Below are 14077 nucleotides of genomic sequence, written 5' to 3'. Positions count from 1 at the left end.
ACTGTGGCCAGTATTACTTGACCACTACAATTAGCATGTTATCTGTCGCATCACCGGCTTCAACAATGCCTTTTATCTGTAAGTTTTTGCGCTGATTGTGATCCACCAGGATGATGTTATCGCCCGGTTGGACGTTAAGACGCTCAGCCAATTTGACGCCAATCATCGCATTGCGATCGTCAAAGCTAACACCAATCCAACTCCCCTGAACCTGCCAGTACGGCACCAGCTTTTGCAAGGATTCAAACCACACGCCGACAATCACCACCTTCTCCAGCTCGGTACGCGCCATACCGTAAAGCCAAGGACTGGCTCCGTGAACCAGGCCTTGCGGTGCCTGATCTAAAATAGTCTGCAACGCTTGCTGCGGCATGCTGGAGCCATGGCCTGGCCCGATGTAGAAATTTGCGCCAAAGGTCCGCAATTCTTCACTCATTTTGGTATTGATGTCGAACCACACCGCAGATAGCGCGGTCACAATGGTCGCCCCGACCATCAATGCGGCAAATACTACGCTAACTCGCTGAAAACGCAGACGCAGCGCCCGCCATACCAGCAACCAGAGCATGGTACGTTTAGCGGCCATACAGCACCTCCACAGGATACAGGCGGGCAATACGGCGGGCCGGGAACCAGGTGCCAATCAGGGCAATCAGGACCGCAATAACCAATACACATGGCACCACAATCCAGGCAAAATTTAATGGCGCATCAAATAGCATCAGGCCAATCGCTTTCGCCATTCCCCATCCAGCAACACATCCCAATGCCCCACCGGCCAGTCCACTGGACGCGGCTTCAAGATAGAACAACAGCATGATTTGCCACTGATGCGCGCCAAGCGCCTTCATCAGGCCGATCTCTTTAGCGCGCTCCATAATGGTGCTGGTCATCAGTGACGCGATTCCCATAGCCGAAGCTGCCAGTGCTGCGACGGTCACGACGGCCATCAGCAACTGAATTTTATCGATTACAACCCCCTCAGATGCAGCAACCTGCCACACAGGGCGAACTTCTGCACCGGAAATAGCCTCCTCCAGTTGATGAGCAATGGACGAGACATAGGCCGTGCAGTACCAAAGGTCGTACTCTTCAGCATTCAGTGCATCGAGATTTTCACGCGCCCGACGCGACAACTCATTTTCCGGCACCGTCAGCGCCGAGACACGAATGGCCTGCACTTTGCCGGGTAAATCCAGCAACGTTTGCGCCGTGCTCAACGGCATAACCAGTTGGTTATCCTCATCCCCGCCGCTGGAGAGGATGCCGCTGACGGTCACATTCAACGTTGTATTGCTGGTACGGATCACCAGTTGATCGCCTGGCTTCCAGCCCGTTTGTCGCGCCAACGCATGCCCTACCAGTGTTTGAGGAGCATCACCAGCAGGCTCTTGCGGCCAGTGGCCTGTCACTTGCCAGAACGGGCTTACCGTTTTTTGCCCCGTCTCAAACCCTTCTTCATCTGGAATATCTACCGGTTGGCTGAAGAAGGTGCCGAGAATACGTACTTCTTTGCCGTTAACGTCGACATCACCGCCAAGCATAGGGGCAAAGCCGACAATGTTGTTGCGCCAGAAGATATCCTTAATGTTGGGGAGTTCCGCTTCATCAAGGAAATCCTGTCCTGATAGTGGATTACTGTTTTCACTGAAAAGTGCAGGCAGCGCCGCCTGTCCGGCAGGTTCAATCAAAATATTGGCACCATAGGACTTCAATTCTCTGGACATTTTATCGCCAATATCAATCGACACCGCCAGCAGGGCGGAGATAAGGCTGGACGCAAGAAAGACGGTCATAATAGCCAGCCCCTTGCGTCGGAGATTACGCCCCCAGGATTGTCGTAACATTCGCCACAGCATTTTGTTACTCCTCCCTCAATTCAGCAGGGACGAACTGTTCCGGAGTTTTACGGAAGCGATCGTAATTGGCCTCGGACGAGAAAAACCAGGTTTTGCCACCATAGCTGTATTTGTAGTCAGCAGAAGTATTGGTCAATGTGGAACCATCAACCGGGTCGGTCACCTTGATGGTCATGACCGTCGAGAAGTAATTCACGCCAGCAGCCAGCTCTTTACCTGGGATCACCAGCTCTTTCTCATCATTACGCCAGTTTTCAATCGGCACCGGATTGCAACCACCAGGTTTACCAATCGAAGGAATGAAAATGTGTACCCCGCATGCCACGCAGATAACCTGATTACCTTCCATCACGTAACCCTGATCGCCACACAGTAGACAGGCATCAAAAACCACCCCCAAACGCAACTTGTCGGGATAGCGGTTAATCACGAAAAAACGTACCGCTTTACCATCATCGGCCACCCAAACAAAGCGGTGCAGCTTGCCATCACGGAGTCGTTCTATTGGCAGATGAACCATGCCATCACTGGCAAGTTGTACCGGAATGGCTTCTGACAACTGCGGCGGTTGAGAGGCGACCTTTTCCCACCACAGTTGCCCGGAGATCACCACCACCGCGCAACCTAGCGTGACCAGCCAAAGACGAAACGCATTTCGACGATGCGCCAGCGCCAGTCGATAAGCAATCGGCTCATCGGCTTTACGCGTCTGGCGGATCGCGCGTAACAACGCCGGTACCCAGCACAGTGCCAGAGCAAGTAATAGGGCGGCCCCCAACCAGTTATACATCGCCGCGTTGTTTGTCACTTTGGCCACAAAACTCAATAGCGATTTCGCCAGCGGTAGCACCTGCAGTTTCATTAACAGCAGCAACAAATTACCGCTTAATGGCAGCCAAATCATGACCATCAGAATCAGCGTCAACGGCCAGTAGAGTCCACGAATACGACGCAACAGCATAGCGCTCAGTACCCCAACCAGGCAGAGGATCGCAAATGCCAATAGCATTGCCGTCAGATTCAACAGCAGATCGGTATTTAGCACATGGGTGCTGGTTAATCCGCCGAGATTGGGATCCAAAGCCCAATGTCGGGCTGCGCCAAACACCAAAATCCCTTGCCACAGGTAGCGAATGCGCTTTGATACCCACCAGAAGCTCAACACAAACAGCAGCGTAATCATCACTTCTGTGCCAACCAGCAACAATTGCACTGGCTGCGAGCCGCGGAGGGTAAGTCCCACCAGCACGCCAAGGATTAAGCCTGTGAGTAAGGTCCAGACGAGTGGGCGCAATGAAGGGGGATCGATGCGACTCCAGAGAACCCCGGAGAGCAGCGCAATGCAGAAAAAAACCTGTAGCGTCGTGACAAAAAAATAACTCATAACATCGACTCTGTACGGCGGATTGAATGATGTAACTATCCAGGTACATCGATAATTTAGAGCCTGCCCATCAGGGGGATAAGTTCGCGGTCAGTTAAGACATGAGCAGCGCAAAACAAATCGTGGGTACACTTCGTACGTAAGATTGTGAGCACTGCCCGGTCCAAAATGGCAAATCAAGCAGCCTGATGGAAAAGCGCTTAGTTCAGGCCGACGTATTTAAATTCATAACTCACATCAAATGGTTTCCACCAGCGACCAACGCCGGTCTCACTGTCTGTATGACGGTGCATACCTGCTTTTGACGGCGGTTCGATGTGATAGGTCACTTTATAGTTACCCACCCCCATCATTTTGATGTTCGCACCGTAATGAGGGCCATCGCTGGCAACCATCGGCATGAACGTACCTTCTTGTTTTTCACCCGTATCACTGTTAATCAAGGTGTAACTGATAGTCAGATAAGGGATCCATTCGCCTGCGCCAAAACCATTTTTACTGCCTTCCACGGCATGAATATCCGCCTCAAGGTGAATATCGGCTTTTGCTGCCGGTAATCCCATGCCACGCGGTTCCATATCGATTGGCTGCAGGTACACAGCGGCCAGTTCCATCTCATTCATGGTGACAGGCTCGCCTGCCGGATACTCCTTAAAGGCAAACGCTGCCGGAGCAGTGAAAATACCGGCCATCACTGCACTGGCAATCAGGGTTTTCTTCATGGTCATCAGACATATCCTCTCGTCTCAAATAACAGCTATAGATTAGTTTTTATCGTTTCCCCAGGAACAGTGCTTTTCCGCCGCATCACCCACAGCGCCACCAGCGCCGCAAGTAGCAATATGGCCTGCGGTAATAACGTTTCCACGTAGGGATAAATTCCCAACCAACTGATTTCAGGGAAGCCGTTAATCAACGTTGGCTGGAACAGCTTACCTTCCACCAGTTCCAGAACCCCTTTGCCCGCAAATACAAAGGCCATCAGGTACATAAAACTGCCGGTAAACATAAAGAACGGCTTCAAAGGCAGGCGTACAACCGAGTAGCGCATGATGAGCCAGGCGACCAGCAGAACAACACAGCCGATAACAAAACCTGCCGCAATCGCCATATGCCCAGAAATATCATTCGCATCCCCGATCAGGGCGTAGTAAAACAGCACGGTCTCCGCCCCTTCGCGGTAAACCGCCAGGAAGCTGGTAAGCCACAGTCCAACCAGTGAACCACGGGAAAGTGAGTGGGACAGTTTCCCTTCCAGCCATGCTTTCCAGTGGCGAGCCTCGACTTTAGACAGTAACCAGTAGCTCATGAAGAACAGCATGACGACGGCAATCAGCATCGTTACGCCTTCCAGCAGTTCTCGGCTGGCGCCGGAATTCGTGAACAGGAGTTGGAATATCACAGCGGTAATAACGCTTGCGATTAACGCGACAATCACCGACTGGCGAATTAACGGAAGCTTATCCTGGTGATTGTTTTTCACCATATAAGCCACGATGGCCGCCACAATAAGCAGGGCCTCCAGTCCTTCGCGCACGATAATCATCAGGCTGTAGAGCAGCAGGCTCCACTGGGTTTCTTCTCCTTCCCCCAACATCACCACTGCTTTTTGTAAATCCTGCTCCAGTGCGCTGGCTTCAGCGTTGAGTCTTTCCACTGGCTGACCCGCTTTCATCAAACTAACCAGACGCGTGAAGTAAGCCTCCAGCGAGGTTTTAAATGCCGAATCGCGAGAACCGATTTTGTTTTCCATACCGCTAGCTTCAAAGCGGTCAAAATAACTGTCTTGCACATCCAGAATGGCATTCTTCGCATCGCCCTCCTGGTAACGGGCAATCGCTTTCTGAATACTTTGATGGATACCCAACGAGACGGCAGCCCAGTCTGCGCGGGCTATATCATCCTGTGCCGTGGGCGTATTCCCCGTGTTTTGCACCGCCGTGACCTGCTGTTCGTCACGGGTAGTAGGCAGACCAGGCAGAAGATCCTCAATATCCTGTAACAACGTCGTGACCTGATAAGAGACATCATTAAGGCGATCCGGCTCTGCGGTGAGCGCAATCAACGCAGAAAATTGCTGGTTAATCGCAGCAGCGTCTTTTGCCGATCGATTCTGTCTGACCGACATTTCCATCTCTGAGTTTTTAAAACCCTGATAGTGCGCTTGTTGAACGTTCTGGCTGGCTACGCTTAAATTCCCGGCCTGATAGTTATTTACTGCCTGAGCCAACAAATCGTCGATAACGCGAAAACTTTCTTGCCAGTGTACGGCGATATCTGTCCTGGAAAACGCATTGTGCTGCTCTTCGGCAACCAGGCGATGTCCGCCATCTAACACAGGTTCAACTTCGCGCAGCGAGGCTTTGAGCCAGTCGATTTTAGACTGCACGTCAGAGAGCGATTTTTTTTCGCCAATCATGCGACGAATCTCACCAAAAGCGCTTTCCATCTCATAACTTTTGCTGGCGGAAATGTTGATTCGAATAGGACCTTCAAGGTTTTCAAATACCTCAAAGTAAGCCATTTGCACCGTTCGCCGCGCTTCATCAGTTTGTTGCTGAGAGTAAAGTTCTGCTGTTTTATCAAGACGTTGTTCAATATCCTCAATTAACGGAGCATAGTTTGTTGCGGCCCATACATGAAGGCTTACAAGCAAGCTACACAAAGTGGTCAGCAGGAAAACACAGAACTTACGCACGGTACGCATCCCGTAAAATACAAATGATAATTATTATCATTATCGATTTTGGCTTGCGTTGTACATGACCTGGATCATAAAAATGTCAATAGGTAACAAGTTATGTAAATTTATCTCATGAAAATGTGATGAATACGAAATTGAGACATTCGGGATTTATTAATGATGCCGTCAATACAGGAGAATTTATCGGTGATATGGAATTGAGTTGCCCCATACTCACTGACGCAAATGAGGCCGGCAATGAGTATGAAGATAAACGTTATTTAAAACAAAAGCGATCAGGGAACTATTATATCAGGACCACGAGTAATCCGTTGTAAAAAACGGCCGTAACCCTGTTCGCCTGTCCAGTAGTTGATGCTTCTCTCAACCCCATTCGATGTCAGGGTCGCACCAGAAATACCATCTACTGTATATTCATCGATATTCTGTGGTTTCTCCTGAGTTATTCTTAGTGCTGGCATCCTATTATTATCAACTACTTTTTTACCCGGCCATTGCTTGCGCCAACTCTCATCTTCCACTCTGGCTCCCAAAAAAGGAGTTTCCCGCTGCTGATAGTAATACAGGTTTTTAACCGTACGTCCGTCTGGGTCAAGAGCCAGAAAGGCATACATCATTGACTTCGCGCCCTTACCGAAAACAGGGAGTATAATTTGTTGAATTTTATTGCTTTTATCTTTTACCAGATATACATCTGCAATCGTACAGCGCTGATGGATCTTCGCGGGATCATGTTCCGGAGCAAGTTTTTTACATCCCTGCGTCTGGACGTCATCAGCGACCCATTCACCGGAATCCAGATTAACCTTACGCGCTAAAATATAACGTTGATACAAATTGTTAATTGTTTTTTTATCCTGCGCATCTGATTTCAACAGGCCTGAAGCATGCAGAATGGCGGCATGTTTCTCTTCACCGGTAGGTTCAGCGAGTTCCCCCTGATACATCATAAACCAGACAATAGCAGCAATAAAAATAAGGATACAAAAAAACATCATTGATATAACAATAACTTTACCCTTGCGCATTATTCTTTAATCCCTGCGAGAAATAAGATATTTAAAACACCATCAGATATGCCATTACCTTTGTGGATTTGCAACTACAGAAAAAATCAAAAATATATAACTATTAGTATATAATTTCAGGATCCAATATCAGAACAACATGTTTTTCTTACCTTTTTATCGTAAAAAAATGCCGGGTTTCCCCGGCATCAGAATCAGACGTTTTTTGCCCACCAGAGGCGTAGCTTCATTCCCCAGTAACTGGTCCAGCCGCTGGTTGTCGACACCACGCGACCGTGCGACATCACGACCAGCGTTGGCGTGACGCTGATGTCCCAGCTGCGGGAGATGGTCCCGTCGGCATCGTTGATGACGGGAAAGTCTACGCCTTTACGCGCCAGCCAGCGCGTCACCTCCGCCTCATTACCAGAACGCAGCGCAATGGTTATCACGTTCTCGCCTTCTGAGTACAGTCTGGCGACTTCCGGTGTCGTGAACCGACACACGCCGCACCAGCTCGCCCAGAAATAGATCAGCACTGGATCCTCTTTGCTGAGCGAGGCCAGCGTAACGTTTTCACCATCCAGCGTCTGCAAAGGCGTACTGTCAAACGCTACGGGAAGCTGGGGCGCTCGCCAGGCATCCATCAACAACATCGCCCCGGCGAATAACACCAGTAAGATCAGTCCTTCGCGCAGCCAGCGGCGCAGTTTACTGACCATTTGCGGCCGCCAGTTTTTCTTTGACCACCTCTTCCAGTGTTTCCCACGGTACTGCACCCGGGATCAGCTCATCGCCAATAATCGTTGCAGGAGTGCCTCGCACACCGACCAGACGTGCCAGTTGCAGGTTGGTGCTCAGCGTCTCCTCACTTTGTGCATCCAGCGTCACAGGGCTGGCAGCGGCTTTCTCCTGTGCCTGTTTAATACTCACTGCCGTGTGGTAGCCCTTCTTCTGCATCAGTTTCTCATGTAACGCCAGAAACTGCTGCGGATGCTCATGCCAGGTCGTCAGCGCGGTTCGCGCCGACAGAACCGAACTCTCCCCTTTAAACGGCAGCGGTTTAATCACCACCGCCACATCAGGATATTTCTGTACAATTTTTTCCAGCATCGGATCCAATTGCTTGCAGTATGGGCAGTTGTAATCGGTGAAGTTTATCAGGGTCAGTTTTGCCTGCTTTGCGCCAATCCGCGGGCTGTTGGGATCGTTAAACAGGGCTTCCTGAATTAATGCTTCAATTTGCTTTTCCTGTTCCGGGGTAAACGGTGCAGGTTCTTTCGCCACGCTGACGGCAGAAAACAGGGTTAGCAGCAGGACAATCATCATTTTCATGGGTTCACTCCTTTGGCATCGGCCAGTGTATTCAGCAGCGCATCGCGGGTTAACAACGTCGGCAATGCCTGACCTTGCGGCAAACCGGGACCATAAATTTGGTTGAACGGCACAGCAACCTGGCCGCGTTTTTTCAGGAATTCGGTGATCGCTTCAGAGGGCAGCGTCCAGTCACCCCGCAGAGCCACCACATCAGGTTGTTGCAGTGCAGTCTGGACATCTTCTTTTTGTAGAACATTGAATTTATTGACTTTACAGGTAATGCACCAGTCAGCCGTCACATCTACAACTACGCGCTTATGCTGAGCCAGTGCATCTTCAATGGCCTGCTCGCTCAGCGGTTGCCAGTTCACACTCTCTTTGGCTGTACTTTGGCTTGCGAACCCCAGGTGCGGGAGCAGCAATGTTGCCAGCCAAATAGCCGAGCCAAGCATCATCACGCCAAGAAGACGCCGCAAGATATTCATCCAACGCCCCGGACGCGGCAGACGCAGCGCCAGACCCGGACGCAGTGCCACCAGCAACCATGGCAAACTCATCCCCAGCCCGAGCGCGAGGAACAGCCCCCATAGCGTCGGCAGCGAGGCGGTCAACGCCACCGCCACTGCCGTCCCCAGGAACGGCGCACTGCACGGCGTGGCAAGCAACGTCGCAAACGCGCCCTGCCAGAAATGCCCTGACAAGCCGTTACCGCCGCGAGTTGCCAGTATGGTGGTCATTGCTGAAGGAAGGCGAAATTCAAACAGCCCAAACAGGCTGGCGCTGAACGTCAGCATCACCAGCATCATAAAGCCGATAAACCACGGACTCTGGAACTGGATCCCCCAACCAAGCGCCTGATTGGTCAGGCGCAGCACCGTCATCAGCAGCGCGAGAGCCATAAAAGAGACCAGGATCCCAGCCACCGATGCCAGAAACTGGCGGCGAACCTGAAGACGGCTTTTCTCCTCAACCAGTAAAATCGAGCCCAGCTTCATGCCCAGAACCGGTAAAACGCAGGGCATCAGGTTGAGAATCAAACCGCCCAATAACGCCATAAGCGCCACTTGCCACAGCGGGAGTGAAGCGTTTTCAATAACCGGGGCTTCGCCAATCGTAAGACGACTTTCCTGTGCAACGCCGTTATCAGCCAGAACCAGTGTAAGTTGTTTACCACGAAGATTCGGCGCCCCTTCCCCCCAGCTGTCATGAACCGGAACCGTTGCCCGTAGTATTTCGCCCTCTACGCGGATTTGCGGCATACCAAAATCCGCATCATCAACGGTGTCCAGGTACAGGCCTGGCGCAGACCAGCCCCCCGCACGACGAGCCTCAACCACCAGCTCTCCGGCTCGCGCCCCAGCACTAAGCGCATCGGTCAGCCCGCTGGCCAGCGGTATCTGCCCCATCGCTTGCGCATAGTCATGAGCAAAAGACGGGTCCTGGACGCTCGGCGTCACGGAAAAGGGAAAATCCGTTAACAGGCAGACATTGCTGCAGGTTGATAGGGTCAATACACCGTTAAGGGCGGCTGGCGTGGTGCCACGTACTACCATCGGGAAGGTGACATTATCGTGATATCCCTGGGTGGTGATATTGGCGACCTCAAAACGAGCAGGGGTTGGCCAGAACCAGTCGACCGCAGGCATTTCCTCTTTCCAGGCGATAGCAGGCGCAACGCCTCCCTCACCCGGCGATCGCCAGTAGGTTTTCCAGCCATCCTCCAGTTTAACATCGAGCAGCAGACGGGTTTCACCGTCAGCTGCTGTATCGGCACGTAACCGCACACTGGCGTGATTGTTATCGGGTGAACGCAGCCAGCCGGGTTCAGCTGCCCAGGATACGGGCAGCCATAGCAATAACAGACAGAGCAGTGCCTGCCTGAAAACAGTCATCATAGTTTTTCTCCGTGAATAATTATCTAACAGTCTGCAACGGCTGTTCTGTCATTCACGGAAGACGCAAAATCGGAGATGCACCCGGAGAGTGGGCGGCGAGATAGCGCGCGGAGGGAAAAAAGGTAGGCGAAATGCCCGCACGGGTGCCAACAGCGACAGCAGCAAACATAGCACCAGAATCGCGCCTTCAAACAATACTGGCGGTGCAGCCAGCAATGATTTTGCGCTCAGCTCACAAGGTGTAACGGGCGAAGCTTCATCGGTATCGGCCTGGGCGCTCGCGACAACAGCAGTGGTCGTGGTGTTCATCTGCAACGCGTGCAGACCCGCCATGCGCTGCGCGGTGCATACCATCACCACAACACATGCCAGGCAGAGGAACCACCATCCCATCCGTTGACGTTTCGCCATTATACCCTCACTGATTGACGCGAGTTATCTTAGTCACTGGCGAAGTTTTGGCAACCTTTACCCTGTAAAGTTATGTCGGCAGAGGCCGGTCAATTCTCATTCCGCCCCAGCGCGCTGCCCAGAAATGATAATTAATATTGTTAATTAATTTCATTATTGCAAAATAATGACGCTAATAAAACAAAGCTAAGAATATCACGGGGTTTATTATTTACTATTCACAAAGCGTCCCTACAAGTATTTCACCACTGCCATGAAATTGAATGACAAGTATGCCAGTAGATATGCCTGCGTAAATGAAAGTAAGGGCCAGCACATTTTCGGATAAATATTGTATTATAACTTACCGCCATGAACATTATGTTCATCATCAAAACAATTGTTTGTTAAATGTTATTTAGAGTATATGGAAATGAAAAAAATCTTACTTCCTCTTCTAGGCCTGATTTTTACTGTGAGCGTTCAGGCAGCAACATTTACCGATGGCAAGGAATATAATTCACTTGAAAAGCCAGTTGCGTCAGCGCCCGCTGCGCTTAAGTTCTTTTCATTTTATTGCCCTTCATGCTACCAATACGATGAAGTTCTGGAAGTCACTGATAATGTGAAAAAAGCATTACCTACTGATGTCAAACTTACTGAGTATCACGTTGATTTCTTAGGTCCGTTGGGGCCGGAGATGACGCACGCGTGGTCTGTCGCTATGCTGTTAAACGTGGAAGATAAAGTAAAACCTTTACTGTTTGATGCCGTGCAGAAAAAACAAACTGTTAAAACAGCAGATGATATTCGCAATGTATTTATCCGCGCTGGTGTCAGTGCAAATGACTATGATGCTGCATGGAATAGCTTTGCCGTAAAATCATTAACGGCGAAGCAACAGGAGTTGGCTAAAGCGGTAGACCTGAAAGGTGTACCGGCTATCTTTATCAAGGGTAAATATATGATTAACCCGAAAGGATTAAAATCAGATAACGTTAACGCTTTTGTCCAGAACTACGCTGATACCGTTCGTTTTCTTTTTTCCAGACCTTGATAAGCCGTTAATATTACTGACGCACCACCAACAGGAGCCAGAGCCTGTTCTGGCTCCTGTTGCTACAGGCAGACATTGTTGACTGTCAGCTGTCATATACGCTGGCAGAACCTTATTCAGAGGCGTAATCCTTCAAAACAGTGGCAACACGTATTCTGTAGTATGAAAAAATCAACTGTTTACCCTCCTGTTGTGCGGCCTGATGCCTGACGTTGCATTTCCACCTGAGCACTGCATCCTCATTCTCCCACCATGAAAGTGACAGCATTTTCCCGGGCGTATTAATGCTCTGAAATCGTTCGATAGAAATAAACCCAGGGATCTCTGCCAACAACAGCTTCAGCTCTGAGGCCAGTTGAAGATATCGCTCTCCAGCCTGAGGATGCACATCTGCTTCAAAAATAACGGCGATCATTCAGTATCTCTCCCTTGTTAATTTCAGCCACTCTATTACTGGATAAAATGCGATGCTTCGCTCAACAACGAACAGTCTGGTGAAAAGGGAAAATGTGAGTATGACAGGTAAATAAACAAGCAGGCTCACCGCATTAGCCGGTGCCCCTTTTATGACCTGCGCCCCCCTTTTTCATGGTTGGCATTCGCGCCTATCGGGATTACCCTAAACTTAACGGTGATACCTTTTGAGAGGGATTGCCTTCTTCATGTGTTGATTTACACGAGAGAACGCTATGGAATTAAAGGATTATTACGCCATTATGGGCGTGAAGCCGACAGACGATCTCAAGACAATCAAGACCGCCTACCGTCGTCTCGCGCGAAAATACCATCCCGATGTCAGCAAAGAACCCGACGCTGAAGCTCGTTTTAAAGAAGTTGCCGAAGCCTGGGAAGTACTGAGCGATGAACAGCGCCGCGCCGAATACGACCAGCTGTGGCAGCATCGCAACGACCCGCAGTTTAATCGTCAGTTCCAGCAAGGAGAAGGTCAAAGCTACAGCGCTGAAGATTTCGACGATATCTTCTCTTCAATTTTTGGCCAGCACGCACATCAGTCACGGCAGCGCCACGCCAGTCGCGGGCATGATATTGAAATCGAGGTCGCCGTTTTCCTCGAAGAAACCCTTGCTGAGCATAGCCGCACCATCAGTTACAACCTGCCGGTATACAATGCGTTTGGCATGATCGAGCGGGAAATCCCCAAAACCCTCAACGTTAAGATCCCGGCCGGTGTCGGCAATGGGCAGCGCATTCGCCTGAAAGGTCAGGGAACCCCTGGTGAAAACGGTGGCCCGAACGGTGATTTGTGGCTGGTGATTCATATCGCGCCGCATCCGCTGTTTGATATTGTTAATCAGGATCTGGAAGTTGTCGTTCCGCTTGCCCCATGGGAAGCCGCATTGGGCGCAAAAGTAACTGTACCAACACTCAAAGAGAGTATTTTGCTGACCATCCCCGCAGGAAGCCAGGCTGGACAGCGATTACGTATCAAAGGCAAAGGTCTGGTCGGTAAAAAACAGACTGGCGACCTGTACGCGGTCATCAAAATCGTGATGCCGCCGAAACCTGACGACAACAGCGCCGCCTTGTGGCAACAGCTGGCGGATGCGCAGAAGTCCTTTGATCCGCGCAAAGAGTGGGGGAAAGCATAATGGCTAACGTGACCGTTACCTTTACCATTACCGAGTTTTGTCTGCATACCGGTGTTTCTGCAGAAGAACTGAATGAAATTGTCGGTTTAGGGGTAATCGAACCCCGTGAAGATGAGACCTTTGATGACCATGCACTGACCGTGGTGCAACGCGCACTGCGTCTGCGCCATGAACTGGCGCTTGACTGGCCAGGAATTGCCGTCGCACTGACGTTGCTCGAGGAGAACGCGCAACTGCGGCAGGAAAACCGCTTTTTGCGCCAACGCTTGTCCCGATTTATTAGCCATCCGTGAATATGTTAAGAGTGCGGCGATGAGCCGCACCTACAGGTAAGCAGGGCGTATTTTTTATAAAAAACCAAACTCATCAGATTCGATTTCTCGGCTACGGATTGCCCAGCTCGGTACCTGCCCGGCAGATATTCAGAAAAACTGTGGATGAATGACTCTATCCGCGTCAGCTTTTTAGCCAGAAATAACGTTTATGGGTAACCGTCTCACTAGTACCGACAATGTCCTTCTGCGCAACGCATCAATTTGCTGATGATCTGAACTTGCCCCCCAGGCAAACACTACTGGACTGGCCTGGGTTCAGTTAAGGCTTTTACAGGTCATGAATACATCATGGCCATGCCTTCAGCCACGCCAATATGGAAAGACTTTCAATGTGCAGTTAAATTGCAGCGTATAGCACTAAAAAGAAAAGCCTGGGATTGGGGTAGGCAAGTGTTTGAATGTTACATAAGGGGATTGGTCAAGATTGCAAGTCTATTCTAATGCTTCAAAAGCAAAAAGGGGTTACCTTTCGGTAACCCCTTTTCATGTTTGGCGGAAGCGTAGAGATTCGAACTCTAG

The 14077-nt window shown here is 50.4% G+C and carries 13 protein-coding genes and 1 pseudogene; 3 read left to right on the top strand and 11 right to left on the bottom strand.

From position 1 onward, the window contains the following. Positions 1-25 precede the first annotated feature (25 nt). The 10 genes and pseudogenes from FDX24_RS05985 to FDX24_RS05940 all read right to left on the bottom strand — a co-directional run. A pseudogene (locus FDX24_RS05985) lies at positions 26-586 on the bottom strand (ABC transporter permease); the annotation flags it as partial. Beyond that, entirely contained in the window at positions 576-1859 is a 1284-nt protein-coding gene (locus FDX24_RS05980) for an ABC transporter permease (RefSeq protein ID WP_137346263.1), read from the bottom strand. The gene FDX24_RS05980 and the pseudogene FDX24_RS05985, both read right to left, overlap by 11 nt. 4 nt (positions 1860-1863) lie before the next feature. After that, a complete protein-coding gene (locus tag FDX24_RS05975; protein WP_137363988.1) occupies positions 1864-3243 on the bottom strand; it encodes a Fe-S-containing protein in 1380 nt (459 codons plus the stop codon). A gap of 200 nt (positions 3244-3443) precedes the next feature. Then, positions 3444-3971 (bottom strand): iron transporter, encoded by a 528-nt coding sequence (locus tag FDX24_RS05970; protein WP_003035987.1) that lies wholly within the window; start codon positions 3969-3971, stop codon positions 3444-3446. A 29-nt stretch (positions 3972-4000) separates the two neighbouring features. Next, positions 4001-5950: an FTR1 family protein gene (locus tag FDX24_RS05965; protein ID WP_048212091.1), complete on the bottom strand. Its 1950-nt coding sequence runs from the start codon at positions 5948-5950 to the stop codon at positions 4001-4003. Between the two features lie 272 nt (positions 5951-6222). Next, positions 6223-6975, bottom strand: coding sequence for an NADH:ubiquinone reductase (Na(+)-transporting) subunit C (nqrC, locus tag FDX24_RS05960; protein ID WP_124021563.1), 753 nt, complete (start codon positions 6973-6975; stop codon positions 6223-6225). Between the two features lie 194 nt (positions 6976-7169). Continuing rightward, positions 7170-7676: a protein disulfide oxidoreductase gene (locus tag FDX24_RS05955; RefSeq protein WP_048212093.1), complete on the bottom strand. Its 507-nt coding sequence runs from the start codon at positions 7674-7676 to the stop codon at positions 7170-7172. After that, entirely contained in the window at positions 7666-8289 is a 624-nt protein-coding gene (locus tag FDX24_RS05950; protein WP_137363987.1) for a DsbA family protein, read from the bottom strand. Before FDX24_RS05950 ends, FDX24_RS05955 begins: the two co-directional genes overlap by 11 nt. After that, the gene (locus FDX24_RS05945; protein WP_137363986.1) at positions 8286-10166 is read right to left on the bottom strand and encodes a protein-disulfide reductase DsbD; all 1881 of its coding nucleotides are present in this window, start codon (positions 10164-10166) and stop codon (positions 8286-8288) included. The genes FDX24_RS05950 and FDX24_RS05945 overlap by 4 nt, the downstream gene beginning before the upstream one ends. A 48-nt stretch (positions 10167-10214) precedes the next feature. Then, on the bottom strand, positions 10215-10577 hold the full coding sequence (locus FDX24_RS05940) for a hypothetical protein (RefSeq protein WP_048212096.1): 363 nt from the start codon (positions 10575-10577) through the stop codon (positions 10215-10217). A gap of 412 nt (positions 10578-10989) precedes the next feature. Here FDX24_RS05940 and dsbA point away from each other — a divergent pair, with 412 nt between their 5' ends. Then, a complete protein-coding gene (gene dsbA, locus FDX24_RS05935; RefSeq protein WP_121584455.1) occupies positions 10990-11613 on the top strand; it encodes a thiol:disulfide interchange protein DsbA in 624 nt (207 codons plus the stop codon). 112 nt (positions 11614-11725) lie between these two features. Here the strand turns inward: dsbA and FDX24_RS05930 are convergent, their stop codons facing one another. Beyond that, complete coding sequence (locus FDX24_RS05930) at positions 11726-12028, bottom strand: antibiotic biosynthesis monooxygenase (protein WP_101742815.1); 303 nt, start codon at positions 12026-12028, stop codon at positions 11726-11728. Between the two features lie 274 nt (positions 12029-12302). Here FDX24_RS05930 and cbpA point away from each other — a divergent pair, with 274 nt between their 5' ends. After that, positions 12303-13223 (top strand): curved DNA-binding protein, encoded by a 921-nt coding sequence (gene cbpA, locus FDX24_RS05925; RefSeq protein WP_048212099.1) that lies wholly within the window; start codon positions 12303-12305, stop codon positions 13221-13223. Continuing rightward, positions 13223-13516: a chaperone modulator CbpM gene (gene cbpM, locus FDX24_RS05920; protein ID WP_048212100.1), complete on the top strand. Its 294-nt coding sequence runs from the start codon at positions 13223-13225 to the stop codon at positions 13514-13516. Before cbpA ends, cbpM begins: the two co-directional genes overlap by 1 nt. The last annotated feature ends 561 nt before the right edge of the window (positions 13517-14077 follow it).

It is taken from the genome of Citrobacter sp. wls716, from assembly GCF_005280975.1.
In the GTDB taxonomy this organism is placed as follows: Bacteria; Pseudomonadota; Gammaproteobacteria; order Enterobacterales; family Enterobacteriaceae; genus Citrobacter; species Citrobacter youngae.
The sequence above is the reverse complement of the archived record's forward strand: the minus strand, read 5'-3'. Positions and strand labels throughout refer to the sequence as shown.

What these genes read in the sequence shown, in the direction of transcription:
- FDX24_RS05980 (WP_137346263.1), bottom strand. Translation starts at nt 1,859, where the DNA reads ATGCTGTGGCGAATGTTACGACAATCCTGGGGGCGTAATCTCCGACGC.
- FDX24_RS05975 (WP_137363988.1), bottom strand. Translation starts at nt 3,243, where the DNA reads ATGAGTTATTTTTTTGTCACGACGCTACAGGTTTTTTTCTGCATTGCG.
- FDX24_RS05970 (WP_003035987.1), bottom strand. Translation starts at nt 3,971, where the DNA reads ATGACCATGAAGAAAACCCTGATTGCCAGTGCAGTGATGGCCGGTATT.
- FDX24_RS05965 (WP_048212091.1), bottom strand. Translation starts at nt 5,950, where the DNA reads ATGCGTACCGTGCGTAAGTTCTGTGTTTTCCTGCTGACCACTTTGTGT.
- nqrC (WP_124021563.1), bottom strand. Translation starts at nt 6,975, where the DNA reads ATGCGCAAGGGTAAAGTTATTGTTATATCAATGATGTTTTTTTGTATC.
- FDX24_RS05955 (WP_048212093.1), bottom strand. Translation starts at nt 7,676, where the DNA reads ATGGTCAGTAAACTGCGCCGCTGGCTGCGCGAAGGACTGATCTTACTG.
- FDX24_RS05950 (WP_137363987.1), bottom strand. Translation starts at nt 8,289, where the DNA reads ATGAAAATGATGATTGTCCTGCTGCTAACCCTGTTTTCTGCCGTCAGC.
- FDX24_RS05945 (WP_137363986.1), bottom strand. Translation starts at nt 10,166, where the DNA reads ATGATGACTGTTTTCAGGCAGGCACTGCTCTGTCTGTTATTGCTATGG.
- FDX24_RS05940 (WP_048212096.1), bottom strand. Translation starts at nt 10,577, where the DNA reads ATGGCGAAACGTCAACGGATGGGATGGTGGTTCCTCTGCCTGGCATGT.
- dsbA (WP_121584455.1), top strand. Translation starts at nt 10,990, where the DNA reads ATGAAAAAAATCTTACTTCCTCTTCTAGGCCTGATTTTTACTGTGAGC.
- FDX24_RS05930 (WP_101742815.1), bottom strand. Translation starts at nt 12,028, where the DNA reads ATGATCGCCGTTATTTTTGAAGCAGATGTGCATCCTCAGGCTGGAGAG.
- cbpA (WP_048212099.1), top strand. Translation starts at nt 12,303, where the DNA reads ATGGAATTAAAGGATTATTACGCCATTATGGGCGTGAAGCCGACAGAC.
- cbpM (WP_048212100.1), top strand. Translation starts at nt 13,223, where the DNA reads ATGGCTAACGTGACCGTTACCTTTACCATTACCGAGTTTTGTCTGCAT.